General features: G+C 58.4%; 22 protein-coding genes. 12 read left to right on the forward strand and 10 right to left on the reverse strand.

What is annotated here, in order from left to right; translation table 11 throughout:
* Positions 1 to 61: 61 nt before the first annotated feature.
* The 7 genes from B2P82_RS13990 to B2P82_RS14015 form a co-directional block, all read right to left on the reverse strand.
* A complete protein-coding gene (locus B2P82_RS13990) occupies positions 62 to 310 on the reverse strand; it encodes a hypothetical protein (RefSeq protein ID WP_119405126.1) in 249 nt (82 codons plus the stop codon).
* Positions 294 to 3,407, reverse strand: a complete 3,114-nt coding sequence (locus B2P82_RS13995) for an efflux RND transporter permease subunit (RefSeq protein WP_119405127.1) — start codon at positions 3,405 to 3,407, stop codon at positions 294 to 296. The genes B2P82_RS13990 and B2P82_RS13995 overlap by 17 nt, the downstream gene beginning before the upstream one ends.
* 12 nt (positions 3,408 to 3,419) lie before the next feature.
* Positions 3,420 to 4,667, reverse strand: a complete 1,248-nt coding sequence (locus tag B2P82_RS14000) for an efflux RND transporter periplasmic adaptor subunit (protein WP_084399038.1) — start codon at positions 4,665 to 4,667, stop codon at positions 3,420 to 3,422.
* A complete protein-coding gene (locus B2P82_RS14005; protein WP_034798621.1) occupies positions 4,664 to 5,959 on the reverse strand; it encodes a TolC family protein in 1,296 nt (431 codons plus the stop codon). The genes B2P82_RS14000 and B2P82_RS14005 overlap by 4 nt, the downstream gene beginning before the upstream one ends.
* A 73-nt stretch (positions 5,960 to 6,032) precedes the next feature.
* Positions 6,033 to 6,386, reverse strand: a complete 354-nt coding sequence (locus tag B2P82_RS17075; protein ID WP_411710428.1) for a DUF2946 family protein — start codon at positions 6,384 to 6,386, stop codon at positions 6,033 to 6,035.
* Positions 6,387 to 6,465: 79 nt separating this feature from the next.
* Positions 6,466 to 6,930, reverse strand: a complete 465-nt coding sequence (locus B2P82_RS14010) for a MerR family transcriptional regulator (RefSeq protein ID WP_119405131.1) — start codon at positions 6,928 to 6,930, stop codon at positions 6,466 to 6,468.
* A 194-nt stretch (positions 6,931 to 7,124) separates the two neighbouring features.
* Positions 7,125 to 7,337 (reverse strand): hypothetical protein, encoded by a 213-nt coding sequence (locus B2P82_RS14015; protein WP_290497575.1) that lies wholly within the window; start codon positions 7,335 to 7,337, stop codon positions 7,125 to 7,127.
* A gap of 137 nt (positions 7,338 to 7,474) precedes the next feature.
* Between B2P82_RS14015 and B2P82_RS14020 the strand changes: the two genes are divergently transcribed.
* From B2P82_RS14020 to B2P82_RS14035, 4 genes are all read left to right on the forward strand, one after another.
* Complete coding sequence (locus B2P82_RS14020) at positions 7,475 to 8,074, forward strand: cation efflux transmembrane domain-containing protein (protein ID WP_013301506.1); 600 nt, start codon at positions 7,475 to 7,477, stop codon at positions 8,072 to 8,074.
* Between the two features lie 185 nt (positions 8,075 to 8,259).
* Positions 8,260 to 9,087, forward strand: a complete 828-nt coding sequence (locus B2P82_RS14025) for a DNA -binding domain-containing protein (protein WP_084399035.1) — start codon at positions 8,260 to 8,262, stop codon at positions 9,085 to 9,087.
* Between the two features lie 52 nt (positions 9,088 to 9,139).
* Positions 9,140 to 9,919: a transcriptional regulator domain-containing protein gene (locus B2P82_RS14030; RefSeq protein ID WP_290497577.1), complete on the forward strand. Its 780-nt coding sequence runs from the start codon at positions 9,140 to 9,142 to the stop codon at positions 9,917 to 9,919.
* A 424-nt stretch (positions 9,920 to 10,343) separates the two neighbouring features.
* Positions 10,344 to 11,294, forward strand: coding sequence for an IS110 family RNA-guided transposase (locus B2P82_RS14035; protein ID WP_084396263.1), 951 nt, complete (start codon positions 10,344 to 10,346; stop codon positions 11,292 to 11,294).
* A gap of 78 nt (positions 11,295 to 11,372) precedes the next feature.
* On the opposite strand, the gene B2P82_RS14040 is transcribed toward B2P82_RS14035, so the two are convergent.
* Positions 11,373 to 11,804 (reverse strand): GNAT family acetyltransferase, encoded by a 432-nt coding sequence (locus B2P82_RS14040; protein ID WP_084397230.1) that lies wholly within the window; start codon positions 11,802 to 11,804, stop codon positions 11,373 to 11,375.
* Between the two features lie 287 nt (positions 11,805 to 12,091).
* Between B2P82_RS14040 and B2P82_RS14045 the strand changes: the two genes are divergently transcribed.
* From B2P82_RS14045 to B2P82_RS14075, 7 genes are all read left to right on the forward strand, one after another.
* Entirely contained in the window at positions 12,092 to 12,655 is a 564-nt protein-coding gene (locus B2P82_RS14045) for an antirestriction protein ArdA (RefSeq protein ID WP_084391400.1), read from the forward strand.
* A gap of 5 nt (positions 12,656 to 12,660) precedes the next feature.
* Positions 12,661 to 13,134 carry a hypothetical protein gene (locus tag B2P82_RS14050; RefSeq protein ID WP_290497582.1) on the forward strand — a complete coding sequence of 158 codons (474 nt, stop codon included), beginning with the start codon at positions 12,661 to 12,663 and terminating at the stop codon, positions 13,132 to 13,134.
* A complete protein-coding gene (locus tag B2P82_RS14055) occupies positions 13,131 to 15,152 on the forward strand; it encodes a ParB/RepB/Spo0J family partition protein (RefSeq protein WP_290497584.1) in 2,022 nt (673 codons plus the stop codon). Before B2P82_RS14050 ends, B2P82_RS14055 begins: the two co-directional genes overlap by 4 nt.
* Before the next feature lie 458 nt (positions 15,153 to 15,610).
* On the forward strand, positions 15,611 to 15,934 hold the full coding sequence (locus B2P82_RS14060) for a DUF736 domain-containing protein (protein ID WP_013301513.1): 324 nt from the start codon (positions 15,611 to 15,613) through the stop codon (positions 15,932 to 15,934).
* Between the two features lie 240 nt (positions 15,935 to 16,174).
* Positions 16,175 to 16,429, forward strand: coding sequence for a helix-turn-helix transcriptional regulator (locus B2P82_RS14065; RefSeq protein WP_013301514.1), 255 nt, complete (start codon positions 16,175 to 16,177; stop codon positions 16,427 to 16,429).
* The gene (locus B2P82_RS14070) at positions 16,419 to 17,114 is read left to right on the forward strand and encodes a S26 family signal peptidase (protein WP_290497586.1); all 696 of its coding nucleotides are present in this window, start codon (positions 16,419 to 16,421) and stop codon (positions 17,112 to 17,114) included. The genes B2P82_RS14065 and B2P82_RS14070 overlap by 11 nt, the downstream gene beginning before the upstream one ends.
* Positions 17,111 to 19,048 (forward strand): DUF3363 domain-containing protein, encoded by a 1,938-nt coding sequence (locus B2P82_RS14075; protein ID WP_290497587.1) that lies wholly within the window; start codon positions 17,111 to 17,113, stop codon positions 19,046 to 19,048. Before B2P82_RS14070 ends, B2P82_RS14075 begins: the two co-directional genes overlap by 4 nt.
* Positions 19,049 to 19,302: 254 nt before the next feature.
* Here the strand turns inward: B2P82_RS14075 and B2P82_RS14080 are convergent, their stop codons facing one another.
* Both B2P82_RS14080 and B2P82_RS14085 read right to left on the reverse strand, forming a co-directional pair.
* Complete coding sequence (locus tag B2P82_RS14080; RefSeq protein ID WP_290497588.1) at positions 19,303 to 20,478, reverse strand: PD-(D/E)XK nuclease domain-containing protein; 1,176 nt, start codon at positions 20,476 to 20,478, stop codon at positions 19,303 to 19,305.
* Positions 20,478 to 22,778, reverse strand: a complete 2,301-nt coding sequence (locus tag B2P82_RS14085; protein WP_290497589.1) for an argonaute/piwi family protein — start codon at positions 22,776 to 22,778, stop codon at positions 20,478 to 20,480. Before B2P82_RS14085 ends, B2P82_RS14080 begins: the two co-directional genes overlap by 1 nt.
* 189 nt (positions 22,779 to 22,967) lie before the next feature.
* On the opposite strand from B2P82_RS14085, the gene B2P82_RS14090 reads away from it, so the two are divergent.
* Positions 22,968 to 24,890, forward strand: a complete 1,923-nt coding sequence (locus tag B2P82_RS14090; protein WP_349679752.1) for an IncP-type conjugal transfer protein TraG — start codon at positions 22,968 to 22,970, stop codon at positions 24,888 to 24,890.
* The last annotated feature ends 2 nt before the right edge of the window (positions 24,891 to 24,892 follow it).

The following is a 24,892-nucleotide window of genomic DNA, read 5'->3' on the forward strand; positions in this document are numbered from 1 at the left end:
TATTGACCAGATGGCAATGGAGACCCGACGATCATCGCTCGCGGGATCAAGATCGTCATGATCATGTGCGTGGCTCAGGATCGGCCTGCTCTTCCAGCACCTTGCGCTTGCACTCGAGATACGCGCGTCGCCGCGCGTGTACCGCGTTTTTTGCGCGGCTCTTTGGTGGTATCAGGCCGCATTCCTCCTGCACCTTGGCCGCCTGCTCACTTGAAAGGGCCCCCATCACGTTGTCGAGACTCTCGCAGCCGGCCAGGGCTGCGAGAGAAACGGACATGACCGCGAAGCGAAGTTCACGATGGATGAACATGCTCGGCCTCCAACAAGGAATGGTGCGCGTCGGGCTTTGGTGCGAACCAGCGGTGAAGGGCGGGTAGCACCAGCAAAGTTAGCACGGTCGAGGAGACCAGCCCGCCCATGACCACCGTGGCCAGTGGCCGCTGCACTTCAGCACCGACACCACTTGCGAAGAGCAGCGGCGCAAGGCCGAGCGCCGTCGTAAGGGCGGTCATCAGCACAGGACGTGCCCGCAAGCCTGCCGCCTCGACGGCAAGTTCATCGCGACCACGGCCCTCCCTGGCAAAATCATCCATGAAACTGACCAGCACCATGCCATTGCCGAGCGCGATACCGAACAGGGCAATAAAGCCGACCGTCGCAGGCACCGAGATCGGCAGGCCTGCAATCCAGAGCGCCATCGCCCCGCCGGTCAGCGCCAGCGGAATGTTGAGCAGGATCAGGATGGCCGATTTCATGCGCCCGAACGTCAATAGCAGGATCAGGAATACGATACCGAGCGTGATCGGGATCACGACCGCGAACCGCGCATTCGCTTCCTGCTGGAGTTCGAACTGTCCGCCCCATTCGACGCGATAACCAGCCGGCAGGTCGAGCTGGCTGGCGACCGATTGCTGCGCATCAGCGACATAGCTGCCAATATCGCGTCCTCTCACATTGAGCTGAACGGTGATGAATCGCTCACCATTCTCGCGCGTGATCTGACGTGGACCGACAATCTCCCTGATGTTTGCCACGCTTTCGAGTGGAACCCGTGCGCCGCTGGACGATTCCAGAATAATCCGTCCGATGGCCGCGGGCGTGTTGCGGTCCTCTTCGGCATAGCGCACGATGACGGGAAACTGGCGCACTCCCTCAAAAACGGCACCAGCCTCTGCCCCGCCGACGCCGGAACGCAAGGCATCGAGCGCCTCCTCCACGCTCAGTCCATACCGGCCGAGCGCAGGACGGTTGAGCGAGACCACAAGCTGCGGCGCGCCGGTGATCTGATCGGCCTGGACGTCGGTCGCCCCAGGAATTTCCTGAAGAATGGACTGCAAGTCCTGCGAGCCTTCGAGCAGGACCTCCGTATCCGGACCGAAGATCTTGACCGCCAGCTGCGCCTTTGTGCCGGTCAGGAGCTCATCAACCGACATGGCGATTGGCTGGCCGACATTAACCCTGACGCCTGGAAAGCCGCCGAGATTCTCGGAGATCGACGCCCGGAGTTCATCCGGGCTGATGCCATTGCGCCATTCGCTTCGGGGTTTGAGCGCCACGAAGGCCTCGATACTGTTCACCGGGTCGGCATGCGCGCCGACTTCCCCACGGCCGATCCGGCTGACAATGGAACTGATCTCGGGGAAGGCTTCAAGCAGTCTTGTCTCGATGCGGGTCGACGTTTCCTTTGCTTCGGTTAGCGAGATGGACGGCGCCATCGTCACACGCAACAGGACATCGCCTTCCTCCAGCGCAGGCGTGAACTCCGAGCCAAGGCGTGTCGCTGAGAGGCCCCCAACCAGAAGCAGGACGCCTGCTAGCCCGACCGCCGCGAGACGTCGCCGGACGAAGAAGGCCGCAAGCGGCTTGATCAGCGAAACAAGCCGGCTGTCGCTCTCCTGGCTATTGCTCTTGGGCGGACGCATGAGGCCGAGCGCCATCGCCGGAGCGATGAGCGCGGCATAGATCAGCGACCCTGTCATGGCGAGCGCGGCAGAAGCGGCGAGCGGCCGAAACGTCTTGCCTTCAGTGCCCTGTAGCGAAAAGAGCGGCAGGAAGACAATGATCACCACGAGGACGGCAGCAATCAGCGGCGCGATCACTTCGGCGCTCGCTCGCGCGACCGTCGTGCGGCTATCTTCACCCTCGCGTCGTTCGCGCAAGCCGCGATCCACGTTCTCGGCGATGACGATGGCGCCGTCGACCATCATCCCGATGGCGATCGCCACCCCGCCCAGCGTCATCAGATTGGCCCCGATGCCGAGGAATTTCATCGCGATGAAGGCAAAGCCGACCGAGAAGGGTATGGCCATGACAACCACGAGGCTTGGACGCCAGCCGCCGAGGAACAGGAAGACGATGACGGCGACCAGGAGCGCGCCCTGCCAGAGCGCGGTCGTCACGGTCGCAGCCGCCTTTTTCACCAGCGTGCCCTGATCATAATACGGAACGGCTTTGACGCCATCCGGAAGCGACTGGTTGATCTCGTCGAAGCGCGCTTGCGCGTTCTCGATCACCTCAGACGTGTTTGTGCCATAAAGTTTCAGGACGAGACCGGCGACGGTCTCCCCTTCGCCATTGGCAGTTGCGAGCCCCTGCCGGACGCCGCCGCCGATGGCGACTTCACCGAGGTCGTTGACGCGGACGGTTCGTCCATCCACGGTCTTGACCGGCGTTTCACGCAGATCATCGAGAGATCGAGCGAGCCCGACCCCGCGCACCGTGTACTGTTCGGCGCCAATTTCGATGAATTGCGCGCCGGCCGTCCGATTGGCGCTCTCCAGGGCGGCAATCACCTCGCCGACGCTGAGGTCATAGGATGTCAGCTGATCGGGATCGAGGCGGACCTGGTACTGCTTCTCGAACCCCCCTAGTGACAGAACCTCCGTCACCCCTTCAACCGACTGGAGCGGATACTTGATCATCCAGTCGGCAATCTCGCGCAGCTCAACCAGCGACCGCTCGCCGGTCTCATCGACGAGCCGATAGTACATGATGATACCAAGGCCGGTCGAAATCGGCCCCATCTTGGGTGTGCCGAAACCGTCGGGAATGGCGTCGGCGGCCTCGCCGAGGCGCTCACCGACGACCTGGCGGGCAAAATAGACGTCCGTGCCGTCCTCGAAATAGATATTGATGACAGACAGGCCAAAATTGGATGTCGAGCGGATCTCGTCGACCTTGGGGAGGCCGGACATGGCCGTCTCGATCGGATAGGTGACATAGCGTTCGACCTCTTCGGGCGACAGGCCTTCAGTTTCGGTGAAGACTTGGACCAGAGAAGGTGAGGGATCGGGAAAAGCGTCGACAGGCAGGCTGCGAAAGGCAAACAGCCCCCCGATCGACAGGGCGAGTGCGGCAATGGCGGCAAGCAGCCGGCCACCCGCAAGGCGGTGCATCAAATTGATCATTTTGCGGGTCTCCTAGTGTGCGTGGCCGTCGCCGAAAGCGTCTTTTTCAAGCTGCGCTTTCAGGGTGAAGGCGCCCTCGGCAACGAATGCTTCGTCGGCCTCGAGCCCGGAAATGATCTCGGTATAGCTGCCTGCACTCTCTCCTGTCCGGACCTCGCGCGGTTCGAACCCGTCATCCGTCGGGACGAAGACCGACATCCTGTCTTCAACACTGACAATCGCATCGGAGGGAACGCGCACGACGGGGCGCCCCTCTCCCGTGTCGATCCGCGCCGTTACGAACTGACCGGGCTTCAGCCTGTGTTCGGCATTGTCGACAATGACCCGCGCGGTCGCGGTGCGGGATGCCTCATTGATGACAGGCAGGACATTTGAAATTGTCCCTTCGGCCAGGACGCGGCCATCTTCCTGCTGGAAGGTCACGGTCTGGCCTTCGCTGACCTTGCCGAGATCTTCCTTGTAGACGGCGATGTCGGCCCAGACGACGCTATCATCGATGATGACAAAGATGGGCGCGCCGCCAGCCGATACGGTTTCTCCAAGAGAAACGCTCCGCTGAATCACCTCTCCGGCAAGGGGAGCCGTCACATAGGCTTGTGCAAGCGACCCGTCCGCAGCCTCATTAAGCTTGTCCAGTGTGCCATGACCAATGCCGATCGCATGAAGCCTGTTTTCAGCAGCTTCCCGGCCGGCATTGGCTGCGGCGAATGCCGCACGCGCCGACTGCAGATCGGCCTCGGCGGTGATTTTCTGCTCCCAGAGGTTTTCCTCACGCTCAAGCTCGGCTTGCGCGAGGCGCTCGGCGCTCAGGGCATTCAGATAATCGGCCTTTAGGCCGGCGAGTTCACGACTGGTCAGCCGGGCAAGCGTGGCGCCGGCTTTCACGATATCGCCTTCGCCTGCATAAAGTTGGGCAACGGTGCCCTCGACCTGTGGCGAGACCCTTGCGACACGGTCCGCATCGAAACGGATCTCGGCCGGCAGTTCCAGCTGGCCCGAAACCGCTCCGGTCTGGGCTCGCCCGGTCCGGATACCGGCAGCTTCCGCCTCTTCGGCGGTCAGCTCGACATGATCGCCGCCATCGGCATCATCATGGCTTTCATGCTCCTCATCACTACCGTCTTCGTGGTCGTCATGGCCATCTTCGGCTTGTGGGGGCGTCCGGTTTGCACCAGACGAATCGGAGGCGTCATTGCCGCAAGCACTAAGATACAAAAGCGCTGGCGAAAGCAGCGCCGCATAGAATAAATTCAGTTTCATTGGATCTCTCCTTCGAACGGCGCGGCGCCAATCAGCGCACGCAACCGCAGCGTGTATGTCTGGAGCGCCAGCCGGGCATCGATTACGGCGGCGCGGGTTTCAATCAGACTGCGCCGCGCGTCGAGCGTGGCGGTCAGGTCGAACTTGCCAACCCGGTAGCCCTCTGCCGCAGCTGTATAGGCTTCTTCTGCGAGCGGCAGCGCTTCGCCCTCGAGACGCTGCAAGCGAGACTTCGCAGCCCGCACCTGCGCGGCGAGGCTCGCTTGCTCGGCCCGCAACCTTGCCTCAACAGTCTGTGCTGATAGCTCGGCACTCTGGGTACGTAATCCCGCCGCCCGCGTTGCGTCCTGATTGCGGTCAAAGACCGGCAAAGGAACACTGACACCCGCCAGAAACGCGCTATCGCCCGTGTCCTCAAATCTTCGGACACCAGCCGATACGGTTATATCAGGCCATGCGCCGGCGCGGGCCCGGTCCGTCGCCGCGCTACGAGCCGTCGCTCCGGCCTTAGCCGCCGCAAGTGACGGATGAACGCCAGAATCTGGTTGAGCCGACCCACCCGCCGGATCTGTTACGATTTCCGCAGTGCCAGACAAGACAAAGTCGATCTCTGGACTACCCCAAACGGACGCAAGCGCTAGCCCTTTGGCTTCGACCTGGCCCCGCGCACCATCCGCAACCGCCTGAAGCGCTGCTGCTTCAGCCCGCGCGCGCAGCAACTCAGGCGGAGCCGACGCTCCAGCGTCCACGCGACGCTGGACGACGCCAGAGAACTCGGATGCGAGATCGGCTGAGGCCTGAGCGACCTCGGCCATGTCGTAAGCGGCACGAAGTTCCAGATAGAGTTCCCCTGCGAGTTTCTGAGCTTCCAGGCTTCGTACAGAACATTCGGCACTCGCCAATGCGGCTTCAGCTCTGGCGGCCCGCTCGGAAAGTCTTCGTTTATCGCCAAGCTGTAAGGTCTGCGCCACTACCAGGGTCGTCTCGTAGGCATTGAAGCCTTCAAGCGATCCGCTGCCGGCAAAGTTCTCGGTTTCGACAGACAGAGATGGATTAAGCCAACGGCTCGCCTGATCGGCGTCGGCCGATGAAGCTTTCGCCTCGAGAGCCGCCGTCAGAACTTCAGGCGAAGCATTGGCGGCGCGAGCAATAGCCGCGTCGAGCGTCAGTGGTCGGGATTGATCATAGTCAGTCGCGCCGACATAGACAGAACTACACCCTTGCGCATAGGCCGTACCGGCCATGACCGGCAGGGCGAGCGCGGTGATCGCGCTGCATATAAGAATTTTCATTTTTGCTGGTTTCCTCGTCCAGATTCAACGACAGCGAGGCCGTAGCCACGCAAAATATTCCTGTGTCGTTGGTCTAGGCGCGAGGAGGACGGTAAAGACCGTCTGGGCGGAGGTTCTCGAGAAAAGAACCGCCAGGCAACAAATGTTTTGTCTGCACGACAGACTTCGGAGCGCCGCTTAGATCGCCGCCGCCTATCAGATGGAAATGACAGCTTCCGCACTGATGCGCGGTATGGTCATGACCTTCATGCGATGGCTCCTTATCAGGGGCATCTTGGGCCAGCTCACTCGTAGAACATTCCTCTGCGGCCTGATCGCCCGGATGCATGATATCCGCCGCAGCCGTCATCGGCGCAATAACAAAAGCTATCGCCATCACCATGACGAGCAACCTTCGTAAACACGTTATGACTTGGAACGGAAACATGATTGCTGGGCTAGCTACTTTCTTTTATGATCGGGTAAACAGGCTCACTCTCTTTTTAGCACCTCCAGTCACTGGAGGGTCAAGCGCCTTTTGACGGAAGCCCTGCAAGCACCTCGGCGCCATCATGCTGTTCGTGCAAGCAATTCTCGTGCTGGCCAAGGGCAGCGAGTACAGAGCAGGTCCCGATCTTGCCGCCTTCGCAGGCGCGGATCATGCGCTTGAGCTCGGCCTCGAGCGCCTCCAATTGGGTCAGCCTGCGGCGAACCTCGTCAAGCTGGCGACGTGCAATCTGGTCAACCAGGACGCACTCCCTGCCTGGCTCTACCTGCAGCGAAATCAGTTCCCTTACCGCTGAGACGGGAAACCCCAGATCCCTTGCATGACGTATAAAACGGAGACGCTCTACAGAGGCCCCTGCGTACAACCGCTGTCCGCTTGCGCTGCGTTGCGGCTCGTCGAGCAGGCCAATGGATTCATAATAGCGGATTGTCGTGACTTTTACGGCCGTCGCCCCTGACAGTTTTCCGATCGTCATCAAGGCCATGATAGCGCCCCTTGCCCCTCTAGTTACTGTAGACTGCAGGAAATAACCCTGACGGCTGAAAACACAAGCGCAGGAGGCAACATGAGTGGTGATACGACAATCCAGATACTCGGCATTGCCACAGGTGGCGCAGTTGCTGTGATTCCTATTTGGTCTGCAGCCTTCCCCGCGCAGAGAATTTGGCTCCCGCAGCGTTATTCGCGTTTCGTGGCACCAATCATCTGGAAGGGTACGATCACGAATTTCGGAGCGGCGCTGTCGATTGGGGCTTCAGGTAGGGCAACCGCTCCCGTACCCTGCTGGGCGATATTCGGCCTCGGGTTTGCCCCTCTCATCATCGCGAATATGGTGGTTTGGCGCGCAGATTTCCGGTTCGGTTTCGACGAGACACCAGGAGCCAAGGGCACACTTGCCACCACAGGGCCCTACCGCTACTCCAGCTATCCTCAATACGCTCGCAATACAAAGCTTTCTAACGGAGACGCTTCGATAAAATTCTTACGGTGCATCTCCCCTCACCGACAACGCATGGTAAAATCATAGGATGGGTAGCGAAGACTTGAAAATCGAGACGTCAGACGAGCGCCGAACTCTTCAAATCGTACTATGGCTAAACATACTCATAGCCATTGGCTTTTTTGTCACAGGCTGGTTCGGCGACTCCAATGCCCTCCTGGCGAACGGGCTGGATAATTCCTCGGACGCGATTGTGTATGGCTTGAGCCTGCTTGCACTTACACGTTCGCAGATCTGGAAACGCAACGCCGCTCGACTGTCAGGTGGAATGCTTCTTGTATTTGCCGTCGGCGTCGCCGGCGACGCAATCCGTCGATACTTTGAAGGATCTGAACCCCTCGGTCTCATCATGCTGGCAATGGCCGCGATTGCAGGTGTTGTAAATCTGATCTGTCTCTGGCTTTTGAAAAAAATAGAAAAGAAGGATGTAAACCTGCGAGCCGCTACAACATTTAGTTTCAATGACTTCATCTCGAATGGGGGGATCATTCTCGCGGGCGTAATCGTACTGTGGACTGGGTCCAACTGGCCAGATCTGCTTGTCGGATTGGGAGTCGCGGCGATTGCGGTATATGGTGGAATCGATATTCTGCGCGATGCGCATGCTGATAAGCATCAGTCAGGATGATGCCCCAAACCCGGAATGAAACAAGTGCGTAAAATTCTCAAAATGGTGCGCGCGCAGCGTCACTGGGCCTCGCATGATGGGTTCCCAAGCGTTACCGTAACAAATATTTACTCGATCAACTTTCTATTCCGGCATTGAATTTGCTTTCCCTGTTGAGTTGAATCTCTCTTGGGAAACGAGGACAAATGTCCCGGCTGGCAGATCATATAAGTGCTTATGACTACACATGGTTGTTGTCAGACAGCAGATGGGCCTGGGAGTTCCTGCGCCGAAACCGCCGGTTTCTTGAGGACTCGTCGCTTCCTTCCGCGAGTGAGCTTAGTTTCGCTCCCGCCTGCCATCAGATCACCCTCGTGCGCCCTAGAGCCCCTCAGGCGCTTGCTGAGCGATGGGGGCTCGCCTTCTTCCCGGATCCAGAGGATAGCGGCCTTGAAGCCGACGCGTTCTGGTCGGGAGGTCTCTATCCGAGGCGGGTTCACATGCAAGTTTCTCCGAGTGGTCCTAATGAATCCTGTGAATTCTATGATCGCACTGTTGGCATCTGCAGGATAACGCACTTCACCGACCTCGCCGGCCGCGAACAATTTCTTCTCAAGGGAAATGGCTGCGTCATTCAGGTGTTCTGCACGGGCATGTCACTTCTCGCCCGCGAACCTGTCAAGCTTAGCTTCATCATCGACAGTCTCGACGAATTCCAGGCCAAGCTGAAAACGCTCCAGCGCGCCCAGCGTGTCTATGACCCGCAAGCAGAGGCGGATATCCCGGAATGGACTCGCCATTCCTTGGCCCTTCGCAATGCACTGGTCGCACTCGATTGTCATGATGCCCAACTCTCATATTTTGAGACGGCGCGGTTTATATATGGCGAAGAACGGGCCCGCGAAGCTTGGCACAGCCCAAGCCGAGCGATGAAAGACGAGATGAGACGTGCCCTTGCCCGCGGCCGTGACCTGCGGGACGGCGGTTATGCAACGCTTCTCGGACCCGTCGAAAACGCGCTTCTTTTAGCCTGAAGTAGAATTTTGGCACCTCTTTTGCAGCACCCGCTTGTGAAGGAGGCACCTGATGAGTCCCGCCGACACACCCTCGGTCCGTATTGATCTGGATGACTACGCCTATACTTGCCGACTCTCCAGAAGTCGCTGGGCTTGGGAATTTCTTCGGCGAAATAGCGAATTCAGGCAAGCCGCCCTGCGGGCTGGCGACTCACAGATATCTGAAAAGCCAGCCTGTCACGGCATCCGGCTGCTCCGGCCGCTATGCGACCAGATCGACGCTGAGAAATTCGGCTTGGTTTTTTTTCCCGACATAGACGCGAATGGCTACGAGGCCGACGTCTTCTGGATCCCTGCCCTCTATGCTCGCGCCCTGACCATGCAGGTCGTACCGCGTCATCCGAGCGAGCGCGACGATATTTTCGATCAGACGATCAATGTGTGTGAAGTCACCCACCTCACAGATCGCGTCGGCCGGGAATACCTGATGATCCGTGGGCACGGCCACAGCATCCAAGTCGCTTGTTCTGGTCTGTCACTACTCAGCGTCGAACCCGTCCGCATGAAACTGATCATCGATAATGTGTCGAGCATGGACGAAACACTTAAAGTCATCGGCAAGGCTCAGCGTATTCTTGGCAAGGACGATCCGAGTTTCAACGACACCTGGACACGCTCATCGCTTGCGTTTCGCAATGCGCTCATTGCGCTCGATGCGCATGAGACCGGTCTAACTTATTTTGAAACCGCTGCCATCATCTATGGCGAGGATCGCGCCACCGAAGCCTGGCAGAGCCCCAGCCGGGCCATGAAAGACGAAAATGCGCCGCGCCCTCGTGCGAGGACGTGAACTCCGGGATGGCGGATACAGGGACCTCCTGACTGCACAGACCTGAGCAGATCCAATTTGGCATCAGACCTTGATCCGGCGATCACCCCTCGCTGACGCGAGGGGGCTGTTTCGCGGGCGGCACGCCGCCAGCGGCCCGGCTCGTCTCCGGACCTCTGGTCTGCCCTTCCGGGCAGCCCAGCGGCATGCGGGTGTCTCGCCGGTGATCGCGCCAGCCTGCGCTTGTCTTAGAGATTCCTGGTCTTCTGGTTAGAAAAGAACCGCTGGTGGGGACTGCGCAATTTCCCCGCCGGCGTAGAGGAACGGATCGTGCCTGCGCTGGCTGAGTAAGTGCCGTTGGGAAGTTTGATCGTCCTCTTCATTTCCATGCGACCTGAACGGATACGAGGGCATCTAGGCCCGTACGACAAGCAAAGGATCTGGAATGTCCATCGAACCAGTTCGCCAGCATATCGGCGTCGATATTTCAAAGAGCACTCTGGATGCGCACATGTATCCTGAGGGCAGGACCATAACTGTCCCGAATGATAAAAAAGGATTCAGGCAATTGCTGACCTGGATGGCAGGATGTCATCTTGAACAGCTACTCTATGAACCGACCGGGCAGTATCATCTTGCCTTCGAGAAGTTCTTCCTGAAAGCCGAAATACCTCTCGGCAAGGTCAATCCACGGCAGGCTCGACGATTTGCGGACGCATTGGGTGTGTCGGCGAAAACAGACACGATCGATGCCGGGCTTATCGCAAAATACGGGGCGATGATTTCTGTGCGCCGCGTCAGCGACAGAACGATCAAGTTCAATGAAATGAAAGAGCTACAATCGGCTCGGCGCGCTCTGGTGAAAGACAGGACACGCGCGTCCAACCGGTCTTCCGCCCGGATAGCTCCCTTGTTGCGGCGCCAGGCACGGGAAAGGATTGAGCAGATCGACCGTCACATGAAAGCAATCGACGCGGCTCTTCGTTTGCTGGTCCGTGATGATGAATTCCTGAAAGCCAGATTCGACATTCTACAGACTATTCCTGGCATTGGAGAAACAACCGCGATCATGCTTCTGACCGAGATGCCCGAACTCGGCTTCATCGATCACAAGGCGGCCGCCAGTCTTGCAGGACTTGCTCCGATCGCTCGGGACAGCGGCACGTTTCGAGGCAAGCGATACATACAAGGTGGAAGAGCACATTTGCGACAGGCGCTCTATATGCCCACCCTCGTTAGCATAAAGCATAATCCGGAATTCAGCGCGAAATACCAGATGATGGTCGCCACCGGAAAAGCGCCAAAACTGGCCATCACAGCCATAATGAGAAAGCTTATCGTCCTGGCGAACAGTCTGCTTCGCGATAGCCGAAACTGGGTTCCAAGCCGGACTTGACGAAGACGGATACTTCCCACTGACAAGCAGAGGGGTCGGAGGCTGCTCGGCCTGCATGAGCATTATGAGGCCGCTGGCTCAGGGGGTGTTCGGGTCGTTCAGCCATTTCCCGAATACGGTCACATCCTGGGCTTCATAACCGAGCGCCCCGTAGAAGGCTTCGGCATCGGCATTGCCGATGCGGACCATCAACTGGACTTTTCCGACATTCCGGCTTGCGAGCCACAGCTCGGCTTCGGCCATCATTTCGCGGCCATGACCATGACCCTGTCGCTCCGGTTCGACGGCGAGATAGTAGATCCATCCCCGGTGCCCGTCATGCCCGACCATAACTGACGCGATCAGATCATCCTCCCTGTAACCCACCATCAGCGTCGCTTCGCGGCTACGCACACACAGATCGATATCGGCCGACGGATCGTTCCACGGCCGCGTCAGGGCGCAGCGTTCCCATAGCGCAATCACAGCGTCGCGGTCCTGCTCGCGATAGGTGCGGATGTGTAGGCTCATATAGTCTGTCTTGCGGGATTCGGCTCGGTTGGCGCGTCCCGCGGCCTGCAACCGTCCGCCCGGCGTCCAGGACAGTCCCCCAATCAGACGAAGGTGGGCGGACGACCGGTCTGCCCGGACCCGCCGCTTGCGCAAGGCGACGGGGCTGAAGGCGTCTGGAAGTGGTCTCAGCGTCCTACCTTTCCGCCTTGCGCAACCGGCTAATGGGTCCGGCCTGCCGGCCTTCTCGCCGCCCACCCCCGCCTGATGCGGGAGGGACATTTGGGCGGGGAGACGAGACTGACGCCATGACCACACCGCAACCTTCAGCCCCCCTTGCGGCAGACGCTGCACCCACATCTCCAGACCGGCCCCGTATCTATGTGGCCTGCCTTGCCGCCTACAATAATGGCTGCCTGCACGGGCGCTGGATCGACGCGACGACACCTGATGAGGTGATGGCCGAGGTTCGCGCCATGTTGGTGACGTCGCCGCTGCCGGACGCCGAAGAGTGGGCGATCCATGACTATGAAGGCTTCGAAGGCGCGCAGCTTTCCGAATATGCGAGCTTCGGGACAGTCTGTAATCTGGCCGATTTTATTGCCGAACATGGCAGGCTCGGCGCGCTGGTCCATCGCCATTTTGGCGACGACCTTGAGCAGGCCGTGGCGGCTTTCGACGATTACGCAGGCTGCTTTTCGAGCCGGGCAGACTTCGCCGAAGAACTCCACCGCGACACCGGGACGGAAATCCCCGCAGCCCTCGAATACTATATCGACTGGTCAGCGCTCGCCCGCGACATGGAGCTGAATGGCGACATCATGGTGTTCGAGACAGGGTTCGAAGACGTTCACGTTTTCTGGACGCGTTGAACGCCATGACCTTCACCCAGCACTTCAACACCTACGCCTGCGAAGGCGATACGATCAGCTGCGAAGCCGAGGGCTTCACGGTCACGGCCCGGATTGTTGCCGACGATTGCCCCGACGCGCCGGACCAGCGGCAGGACGGATTCTGGCCCTCGCTCTACAAGGACGCGCCCGGTTTTATTGGGCCGGGAAACGGATTCCGCCAGCGCTTCGCCGAGGCGCAGGCCAAGGCCGAAGCCGTGATGGAAGCATGGCGCAAGGGCGAGTGGTTCTATTGCGGGATCGTGCTTTCGGTCGAGCGCGACGGAATCGAACTGGATCACCACGCCGCCAGCCTCTGGGGCGTCGAGTGGAATTATCCCGGCACGGACAATTGCTACCTCACCACTGTTGCGAACGAGCTGTTATCCGAGGCGCTGGACGCAGGCCGCGCCGCTGCGGCCCGGCTTGCTGCGACCGTGACGGGCTGGGCTTCGACATGAGCGTTGCCCGCACCGTCACTGAATTGCTTGGCCCAAGGCCGCGCATGACGCTCGTCATTGCCGAGGCCCAGGTCGCCGAAATCTGGGTCGAGGGCCGCGCGCCCCTGATCACGATCCGCGACTATGACTGGGGCGAGACCGACCCAGAAGCCTGCCGCGACAGCGAGGGCTTTCCCTTCACCAAGATCAACTGGAGAGGCCCTGCATGGGCGCTGGGTCTCTCGCTTCACCCGCCAGAAAAGGAGACCCCCATGGCACAGCCCGACCTTAGACACATCCCGCTCGACGAGCTTCGGATTTCAAAACTCAATATGCGTCATGGACGAAAGAAACCGGACGTGTCCGACATCCTGCCATCAATCCGCGAGAGCGGTTTGCGGCAGACTTTGCTGGTCCGCCGCGAGGGCAAGTATTATGGCGTCATCGCCGGACGCCGCCGCTTCTTCGCGTTGAAAGAAATAGCCAAGGAGACAGGCGAGACGCCGCTGGTCCCCTGCGCGATCATGACCGAGAAGGATGCGGCGTCCGCGATTGCCGCCTCCGTCATCGAGAATGTCGGACGCCTGCCAGCGACAGAAATGGAGCAATATGAAGCGTTCAAACGGCTGCATGAGGAAGGCAAGGCAGTGGAGGATATCGCCGCCTTCTTCGGCGTGACCGAGCTTATGGTGCGGCGTGTGCTCGCGCTTGCTTCGCTCGCCGAGCCGATCCGCAAGCTCTACGCCGAGGACGAGCTGGACCGTGAAACGATCCGCGCGCTGACGCTCGCCACGCCCGACCAGCAGGCCGAATGGCTTCGCCTCTTCGAGAGCGAAACCGAACGCGCCCCGATGGGCCGGTCGTGCAAGGCATGGATAACGGGCGGGACCACGATCACCACCGACAAGGCCTTGTTCGATCTTGATGCCTATGAAGGACAGGTCACTGCCGACCTCTTTGGCGAGCATGGCGTCTTTGCGGATGCGGATCAGTTCTGGCAGGCACAATCCGCCACGATTGCCGAGCGGGTCGAGGCCTATAAGGCAGACGGCTGGAGCGATGTGATCTGCCTCGAACGCGGGGCGTATTTCCATCGCTGGGACCATGTCCAGTGCGCCAAGCAGGATGGCGGCAAGGTCTTCATCGAAATCCGGCATGACGGCACGACGACCTTCCATGAGGGGCAGATCAGCTCAGTCGAGGCCCGCAAGCGTGAGCGCGCTGCGAAGGGAGAAAGTGATGCTGTTGCCGCCGCCATCCGCCCTGAAATGTCCGGCCCGCTTGCGGAATATATCCTGCTTCACCGCCATGCCGCCGCACAGGCGAGCCTTGCCACGTCGCCCGCAATTGCCCTCCGCCTGATGGTCGCGCATGCCATGGCTGGCAGCGCGCTGTGGGATGTCCGGCCTTTCGAGCTGCGTACCCGCAAGGATGAGACGCAGGCGAGCGTGGAAGGCTCGACATCTGTGGCGGCCCTTGTCGAAGCGACGGCGCAGGCGGATGCCCTGTTCAAGGCCCTTAACGTCAGTCCCGCGCTTCGCCGGAATGGCGACGACTACCGTTTGTGCGAGCTTTTCTCGGCGCTTCTCGCCATGTCAGACGAGGAAGTCCTGACGGTTCTGGCAAGTGTCATGGCCCGGGCGCTCGAGGCCGGGAATGGCATTGTCGAAGCCGTCCTGCATGTCTGCGGCACCGACCTTTCGGCGGCGTGGAAGCCCGACGATGTGTTCTTCGATCTCACGAAGGACAAGCGCGCCATCAATGCGATGATCGGAGATATTGCGACCCTGTCGCTCGCGGAATCGTGCCGCGCCGAGACGGGCAAGGCGCAGAAACAGGAGCTTGCGAACCGGATCAGCGGGGAGGGTTGCGAGGCCAATCCTGACTGGCGACCGGGCTGGATGCAGGTGCCACCGACCCGCCTTGTCGACGGGGCCGGATCACCGCCCGCCGATGCGTGGACACGGATTGCGAGCCTGTTCGAAGCGGGGGCGGAAAACGCGTCCGATGAGACGCCTGAGCATCAGGACGCTGCCTGAATAATCGTCTCCTGTTCAGCCAGCTTGAGGAGCCGCCCGGTGCCTGTCACCGGGCGGCTTTCCGCTTTCTGAGGCTGGGGATTGTGGCTCCGATACCTGGGCGACCCATGAAAATGCCTTCAAAAAAAATCGCGCGTCTTGAGGTCTCGATGGACAATCGAGACGCGTGTGATGAGGGGTCTGATTTCTTCCCGAAAAGCGTGTCACTGACCCCTTGTTTCCGTCTTTGCCTTGAAGACCTGGACGCGGACTGAGCGGCCATAAAACCGCCTGCGGCGAAGAAATTTCCCCGCCGCTTTGCGGCTCCTCGCGCAGCAAATTTCATCGCCCCAGGCGGTGCTCCGCATGCGCTTCGCCCCTATCGGGTTCTAGCCGCTCAGCCCCCGTCCGGGCGGTCCGGCGTCGACGGGGACAAGGGGTCCCCGGGAGACACGCCAAGGAAAGAAAAGGAGACCCCTATGGCAAACGCACTCGGATATGTCAGCGAGACCAAGTCCGGCTTTGAAGGCACCCTCGCAATGATGAACCTCTCTGCCGCAATCCGCATCGAGAAGAATGCAGAAAAGACCGAAGAAGGACATCCGGACTACCGCATCTATGCCGGTGAAACCTCGACCGAAATCGGCGGCGGCTGGATGCGCAAGTCGAAGGCATCGGGACGCGACTATGTCTCGCTGACGCTGGCAGACCCGCAGATCGGACCGCGTCGGATTTTCGCAAACCTCGCCCCGGTCAAGGGCAAGAAAGGCCGGCACGTCATTCTCTGGAACGCGCGCGACTAGGGTAGATCACAGCCTTGCCAAGCCGCTCCGGAGACACCTCCGGAGCGGTCTTCTTTCATGCCGAAAGGGTCTGCAACGAAGGTGCTGATACGCCTATCAGCGCTGCATTCTAACGTGAGGGTTCTTTGGGGATTCAAGGGTGTCGCGAGCGTGTGGTGCAAGTTAGACACTCTTAATCTGAGGATGAGTTGGCAGTCTGTCAGGGCTTCGAGTTGCGTAGAGGAAAGGAGAAGCAACGCTATGACAGAGACAAATAGAAGTGGAGAGGAGCTTCGACCCAAATCAAACCTCCCAACCCCGACCGAATGGATGAACACGGATGAAACCGCTGACCATCTCGGCCTCAAACCGAAGACCCTGGTCAATATGCGTTCGCTGGGAACAGGCCCGGTTTATCACAAGATCGGCGCCAAGGTCTGGTATCGCGGCAAGGACATCATCGCTTACACCAATGGACGTAGGTTCATGGGGACAGGCCTTCGCGATGAGTCGTAGAATCGCGTTGTTAGGCATGGGATGCGGGCTAGGCCTCATGGTCTCCGCCAGCATTATCAACCGGTCCGACTTCATCTGGAACCGGACGGAAAGCATGCCCAAGGGCCTTTACTTTGTTGACCGGTCGGCGCGAATTTCGACAGGCGATCTGGTAGCGTTTGCGCCCTCGGATGAGGTTCGACATTGGCTGAACGATGAGGGAATTGTTGGCTCCGACTGGCCCTTGTTGAAGCATGTTGCGGGCCTATCCGGTGACGAGATTTGCAGATGCGATACGCAGGTCTCCATCAACGGGATCACATCTGTTGATGCGCTCAAAGTAACCGAGTCCGGCAGCGCCCTTCCCGTCTGGCAGGGCTGTCAGACCCTCAAAGCCGGCGACGTTTTCCTGCTCAACTCTCATCCCCTGTCAGTCGATGGACGATACTTCGGCGTTCAGGACGGCGCGCGCATCATTGGCGTCGCCAGGTCCATATGGACTTATGGCAACCGGTCGGCTGAGGATCAGGCGACCGTCAAAGCGATAGATAGCGGGACGGGAATGGCTTCTGTGTCCCGGAGGGCAAGATTAAGGGAGTGTCACCCAGCGACACATAACCCATTGTCTGCACATCCTTTTTCATGTGACCCGGCGCCGGAAGCCGGGTGCACGGATTTGCAATCCGCTGCACGCTTGGAGCCGTGAGCGACGATTTCGACTTCGTTCCGCGCCTTGGAAAGATCAGGTCGCAGGGCAAGGTAAAGACCCAGCTGAAGCGGCTGAAACGTGTCGTCGCGAAGGGGCGGCTTGGAACGCGCGGCCGCAAGTCTCTGGCACCGGGAGCGGTGCGTCACGCGGGGCGTGGAAAAGTACAGGCCGCGCTCGCACGGCACTGGTCCAACCAGCGGACCCGGCGCGTCATTGTGAAGGTGCATATTGCGCGGGCAGGTCCAAGCGGCGCGGCGAGCTTTGCAAAGCATGTCGCCTACATCCGCCGGGAAGGTGCCGGGCGCGAGGGTGAGCGCGGAAAGCTCTATGACCGGAGCGTGGATGAAGCGGATGCAAAGGCGTTCAATGATCGGGCTGATGAGGACAGGCGGCAGTTCAGGCTGATCGTCTCGCCGGAAGACGCAGATCAGATGAAGGATCTGACGCGGTTCACGCGGGAGTTCATGAGCCAGGTCGAGAAGGATCTCGGCCGCCGGCTCGATTGGGTCGCGGCCAATCATCACGACACCGCGCAGCCGCATGTGCATATCGTGATCCGCGGTGGGAACACGCGGAATGGCGAACTGCTGATCGACCGCAAATACATCACGCAGGGATTTCGGGCGCGGGCGCAGGAGCTGGTGACGCTCGAACTTGGCCAGAGGCGGCTTCGGGAAATGGCGGCGGCGAGGTCGAACGAGGCCGAGCGCGAGGCGCTGACTGCGATCGATCATGACATTGCACGGTCGCTGGCGGATGGACGTTACACGCCGGAGACTCAACGGGGCGGATTGTCGAGGTTCGATGGCGCGGTCGTTAATCGCCGACTTCGGTTCCTTCGGACGCTCGATCTTGCAGCACGACACAAGAATGGCAGCTGGGCCATGCAAGATGGTTGGCAGGATACGCTGCGGGCACTGGGCAGACGTGGGGACATCATTCGGTCACTCGCCAACCTCGAGGGTCGCAATATCGATGCGTCACGTCTGTATGCCCTACCCCGTGAATTGGGCTCTGCTGGCGAAGTGCTGGGGCGCCTTGCCGCCACCTTGCCGGGTGACGAATTGCGGAACGGCACGACGGCGCTGATCGAAGCGCTCGACGGACGGGTCTGGTCAATCGAGATGACAGAGCAAGAAGCGGCTCAATTGCCGAAGCCTGGCGGGATTGTTTCGGTTTGGCGGAAACCAATCGAGCCGAAGCCGGCGGACCGGACGATAGCAGCGATCGCGGAGCGTAACGGTGGGGTGTACTCGGACGAGTTGCATGGGGCCGCGGATCCATCGAGTTCGCCGGCGTACCGGCTTGCTCACAAACGTCGGCTGGAGGCGCTGAGGCGGCTTGGTGTTGTGCAGCGGAATACGGATGGCACCTGGGTAGTCCCAGCAGACTTCCAGGAACGTGCGTTGCAGGCCGATGCGAGAAAGCACGGCCTCGTCGTCGATGTTCGCTCCTGGCTGCCGATTGGAGCGCTTGTTGAACGACAAGCAGAGACGTGGCTGGATCGGATGAACGCTGATGTGTTGGATGGCGCAGCAGGTCCATTCGCGGCCGAGCTACGAAAATCGGTAAACATCCGGAGGGCTTGGCTGCGAAGCGAAGGCTACGCGCTTGATCAGAACGGCCAGCTGATACGAGCAGTCGCAGATCGCCTCAGGAAAGAGGAGTTTCAAATCGCAGCGAAAGTGGAAGCGGCACGCCTCGGACTGCCACACATTCAGCCGGAAAATTGGACCAGTTTTTCAGGAATCTATTCGCGGAAAATCGAGTTAGCTCAAGGAGAGTTCGCAACTATTGTGGGGCGCGACAGTTTTGCGCTGGTTCCTGTACCCCGTCAGCGCTTGGACTGGCATCGGCGCGCAATTTTGCTGAATCACGCAAATCGATCGATTCGGTGGCGCTTGGGCAGAGATACATCGCGAAGCACTTGATATCCCAAGTTCGCAATTCCGAGTTCGTTCGATTATGCGGTTTGGCACTGGGGAAATTGCAGAGACAGACTATGGCAATGAGTGTCTTTATTCGGATGTTATCGCCGCGACCAGAAACCGATGCTCATGATCGGCATAGTACTATTGCGTTGCATACCGAAGAACATGGTGGAACCGTCGCAGTTTAACTTAGTTTGACGGTCCTTCGCTCCGTTCAGCAGATTGTAACCTAACAATTGCCGCAGTGATTTTCGCTACTTATTTGCCGATACGTTGGCATTGCGATTCATTTTGGACGGACGTGGAATGATGATTATCCGCTCGATGCCGCCGAGTTGCTCTAATCCAGCCTTTAGCGTTTGATACTCTTCAGTTTGCCGCGTCTCATCCCAAATGAATGCAAGCATGCGAGTGAAACCGGTCCCTGGTCGAAGGTATAAGGAATGGTCTGCGGCAATTTCATCAGTGATATCTTTCAGCGCTGCCTGACCTCTCTTACGCAGGAACTTGACCTCAATTATTGTGCTTAGGCTCGGAACACCGAGATCATATCGCGGCGACGTGTGGCCAATCTTCTTTAAGGTTTCCTCATCGACAAGATCCGGAAAAACAGGCCGTAGAATTGTCCAAAGAAGATTTTGAACGTGGTACTCATGGTCAATCTCCCATTTTTGCGGCGCGACGTTCTGAACCCTTTGCTTCTTTTCATACGTCCAGTGTCCCATAGATCGAGAAACTCCCTCGAGTATCTCAATTAGCTCTCGAACACCGGCACCACGTATTGGCAGCCGCGCCAACGCTGATGCACATGCCAGAAACGTTCCTTGGAGCGCTGCTCGCCGACTTGGGTCGCTGTCTTCGATATCCTCAACAAGCCGAGTCCAAGCACGTTGACTGAGATCTTCATCGATGAGCATTCCAAAGCGCTCACAAATAGCAACATGCAGCGTCGGATCAATTTCGGCGATCTCGATGTTGGGATCGAGTGCGAATTGTGCGGACCGCACTAGACTCCATTGCCAATTATCCCCTTTAAGCGCGGTAGCTGACCTTTCTAGTATTTCCTGCAGCCACGCATGATCCAAATTGTGCGCAGATAGCGATCGATATCCAATAGCGAGTCCAAACAGCGCCACTCCGTCCATTTCCAAAGATGGCGCGCGCCCTTGTGCGAAAGGAACGCGTCCGGACAATTGCATTGCGCCTTCGACGAACGCCGTAGCCAGCGCTTCATTCTGCGAGGACGCGCTCAGCGCGAACCCCATCGTGGCCACATCGCGATAAGAACCGTTCGAAGTTACCTGCTGTAGATTGCTTAGATCGCCCCACCATGGACTCAAGAACCGTGAACAGGCTTCTACGTGAGTTGGAAGTTCATGAGCCTCAAAGAGGCGCTGGCTCAGCGTCGTCTTGATAGCTGCAATATCCATCACAAAAACCAAGGAGCTCTGCCGATATTTCGAAATCGTACGGCATCATCATCCCAGCTCTCAATTTCTTTAAGCCCAGCAAGTCGCTCGGCAATCAGATCAGAGTACTTTATCGTGATCGGAAATGGTTCCGGAGTCATAACTCGCCACGAATGGGCGGTGAAATCAAACGCCTGACGTGCGAGGTATGTCATGTCCGTGAATGTGGAATGGCGGTGAAGCTTAAGGAGGCAAGCGCGGGGCATTCCGTGTGCCGCCTGCTTCAGTTCGTTCACACCGGCAAACACAACAAGCGACTCAAAGTCCCCTAGCTTAATATGGACCCCTCTTGAAGGTCCGAGCGCACCTTTTCGCTTTGAAGGATCCTTTTGCCACTGCGGCAACCCTTGTTGATTTCGATCAAAAATCAAGAATGGATGGCGCTCTACCACATGGACGAAAGCGAAAACCACATTCTCAAGATCGAGAGCCTCCACTGCGTCCTTAATGGCTTCAGCTTCTATATTTTTTATCTGCTTGAATGCGTGAAAAACCAGCCGCACTCTATCCGTATTCTTCCAATTGTCCTCACGACGTACGCGCTCAATCGTTCGGGTAAGCGTATCCGTTAATTCACGTGCATATTCTTCGAATCGCACCACACCGGTTCGTTCGCTGAGGTGGTATCCTCCATCGCTAGAGAACACAGTTGTGATGCCTACATATCGAACGCTCTCGTCGAATCGCGATTTTTGTTCCGTATGTGAACCAAGACCAATCACAAGCTCATGCGTAACCGCCTGTTGAGCGCTCAATAACCAAGGCCGACCGCCGAGTTTCGCATACGCAGCCAAGCTTATCTGGTTCATTGTATAAATGAGGCTGGCGTCGGCATCGCGCATAGTTTCGATGCGAACATTTTGAACTGCAACATCGTTGCGAAGCAGCATAGACTTCGACGCAAAGTAAGGATTTTCTCGCCCCGGCAAAGCCTTGAATTCTTCTTCGATTTGCACAATCGCCAAATCCCATCTGAATCCATTGTCGGCGGCGTGCTTCAGTGCAGCTTTGCATGCCTCCTCATAACCCATTCTCGTTGCAGAGGTCGTGCGGAAGGTTTGAACATTGGCGCGCTCAAGACGGAAACGGCTTAAGAAGCCGTCATCGTAAGGCTTGCGACCATTTCTGAGTTCAACATCTGGCATACCGTCAAGAAACTTGCCCATGAACCGGTCCACTTGGCCTTCATACCGACCTTGGCAAATGACCGCGATGTTGAGTTGCTTCGGCGAAAATGTTCGTTGGTCATGAGGGCCATGGGCTTTGATTCCCCGCTCATTCCAAGTGTCATTTGGACGCCCTGATGGGTGAAATACTAGCGTGGGCTTGTCGATGATCTCTGTTCCTGGGAATCCCGCGTCCGAACTCGACAACCATTCGCCCAATTCAAAAGACACACCGGGAACCGCCTCCAACCCCGCGGTTCTTAGATAATCGGCTGTTTGACTGATCAGATTCAGTCTTCCGGGGCCTTGATTTAGCGCGCTGATTGCTGCTCGGGCCTTGGCCAAGGTCGCCTCGCCGTCGTGAGGAAGAAGTGAGTTCACGCACCAGTCGAAATCAGAAAGGTTTCCCGTCAATCTCGCTTCGTTGGCTTTCACACGTTCAAAGCCATCTCGATGATCATCGAGAATTAACGCATCCCCGTCGATCGATGCCACTCGACCGACTGTCAGTTGTCGGGGATTCAATCGAAGGTCTTTCTGAGGCAATTCAATCTGCACATAGCGTCCCAGCGGAGAAAGACCGATATCCAACAATTGATCGCAGCTAGCCAAAAGTTGGTGACGAGTCCTCGCATTACAAACGAGCCCAAATCGTGGGCCTTGTTTTGTGCCATACAGGGTCCGTGAATCGAATTCGAGCAAAGGCAAAACTCGGATCCAATCTGGCAGGTCCGAATGCGCTATAAAATTGCTTCTGGGGTTTCCGAGAACACTTACAGGATAGTCGTGTACTATTTCTCTTTGGCCCGCAAAAACGCGCAAAAGCGCAGCGTTCAGCAATGGCTTCCAGAGCCAAGGAGCTTTCGCTAGGTCCTCTTCAGCTGACGTGTTTGAAAGTGGCTCCGCCCCGGTGATAACGGGGATCTCCAAAATAGTGTTGTCCTCGTAGTTTCGTTTGAAGACGTGGCTTTGACCAAATTCTTGCCGCAACTCTTCCAGCGTTTCCTGCTCATAGGGCCGATAACCTACGAAAATGCGTGTTTCGCCCCGCAGCGCGACGGGCAGGAAGTTTAGCAGTAATGAAGAAACAGACATCGACCTTCAAGAGCAATCAAGACAAACCTCTTTGAGCAGCATGATTCTTCGGCAACTGGAAGTCTAAAGACATTAACGATGTACAAGTCGAAGCTCAAATGTTGACCTCCTCAGAACGCCCCCAATATCCCATCGCATTTCCTAGCCCGAATGACACTATGGAGCCACGCGTCGGCGGAGGTGCCCAACATTACTCCAACCAAGTTTCTCCTGGGGCAGTTCCTGCTGACGCTGTTACTGATCACCTGTTCGGTGTGGATTGCGACGCAGTGGGTCGCTGGCGTTCTCGATCATCAGCCTCGTTTGGGTGGTCCATGGTTCGAGCTTGCGGGTCAACCAGTATACAAGCCGTGGCGGCTGTTCCAGTGGTGGTATGCCTATGACGCTTACGCGCCAGATGTGTTTGCGCGTGCGGGTTTGATTGCCTCGCTGGGCGGTATCGCCGGGATTGTGATGGCAATCATCGCATCGCTGTGGCGGGCTCGGCGCGAGAAGAATGCGACGACTTATGGCTCGGCGCGCTGGTCTTCGGTTCGGGATGTTCGGCGATCTGGTCTGCTTGGTTCGTCAGGTGTCGTGCTCGGACGGTTCAAAGGCCGGTATCTTCGACATGCAGGCGCCGAGCATGTCATGGCCTTCGCGCCAACCCGGTCAGGCAAGGGTGTTGGGTTGGTGATCCCGACTCTTCTTTCATGGACGGGCAATGCGATCATTCATGACATCAAGGGAGAGAACTGGGCGCTCACGTCGAAATGGCGGTCGGACTTCTCTCGATGCGTTCGGTTCGATCCGACAGACTTGTCGAGTTCACGCTTCAATCCCTTGCTGGAAGTGCGGCTCGGGGCACATGAGGTCCGCGACGCGCAGAATGTGGCGGACATTCTGGTCGATCCTGATGGCTCCCTGGAGCGGCGTAGCCATTGGGACAAGACGGCCCATTCACTGCTCGTTGGCGCCATCCTGCATGTTCTTTACGCCGAAGATGACAAGTCGCTCGCAGGCGTGGCGACAATGCTGTCTGATCCGGCCCGGCCGATCGGTGACACGCTGGAGCGCATGCTTGAGACGAACCACCTCGGAAGTCGCGAACGGCCTTTGACGCATCCGGTTGTGGCGGAAGCGGCGCGTGAGCTCTTGAACAAATCAGAGAATGAAAAGTCGTCGGTCGTCTCGACGGCGATCTCGTTCCTAGGGCTCTATCGTGACCCAGTCGTCCAGCGAGCGACTTCAGGCTCAGACTGGCGGATAAAGGATCTGTTTTGGGGTGAGATGCCAGCGTCGTTGTATTTGGTGGTTCCGCCCTCTGATCTCTCGCGGACCAAGCCTCTCGTGCGATTGATCCTCAATCAGATTGCCCGGCGGCTTTGCGAAGAGCTGCCGGATGGAAAAGACCGCCGGCAGACGCTGTTGATGCTTGATGAATTCCCTGCGCTTGGGCGGCTCGACTTCTTCGAGAGTTCACTCGCCTTCATGGCGGGCTATGGAATCCGCGCCTTCCTGATTGCGCAGTCCCTGAACCAAGTCGAGAAAGCCTATGGCCAGAACAATTCTATCCTCGACAATTGCCATGTCCGGATCGCCTTCGCGACCAATGACGAGCGCACGGCCAAGCGCATCTCCGACATGCTCGGCACCACGACGGAGCAACGAAACCAGAAGAATTATACCGGGCACCGGCTCGCGCCCTGGCTCAGTCATGTCATGGTCTCGCAACAAGAAACCCAACGACCTCTTCTGACACCCGGCGAAGTGATGCAGATGCCAGCCGATGACGCTCTGATCTTTCTAGCGAGCCATCCGCCGATCCGGGCGAAGAAACTCCGCTACTACGAAGATCGTAATTTCACGGAGCGGGTCGGCGCTCTGCCGATTGCCTCCGCCGGCTCGGATACGTCTCGGCTGGGCGGATATCATCGATCTGGACCATCGCCCTCGGACGATAATTCCGGCGGGCTGGCGCGAGCGGTGGGACCGGACATCGGCGATGAGGATGAGATCTCGCAGGATATTGCAAGTGAGGAAGAGCGCGCGCCGCAGCAGCGCGGCGGAATACAGGACCAGATCGCGCGCTACTACCTTCAAGCCCAAGAAAATGGCGGACGGGAACTTTAGGA

The organism is Hyphomonas sp. UBA4494 (assembly GCF_002388935.1).
Lineage (GTDB): Bacteria > Pseudomonadota > Alphaproteobacteria > Caulobacterales > Hyphomonadaceae > Hyphomonas.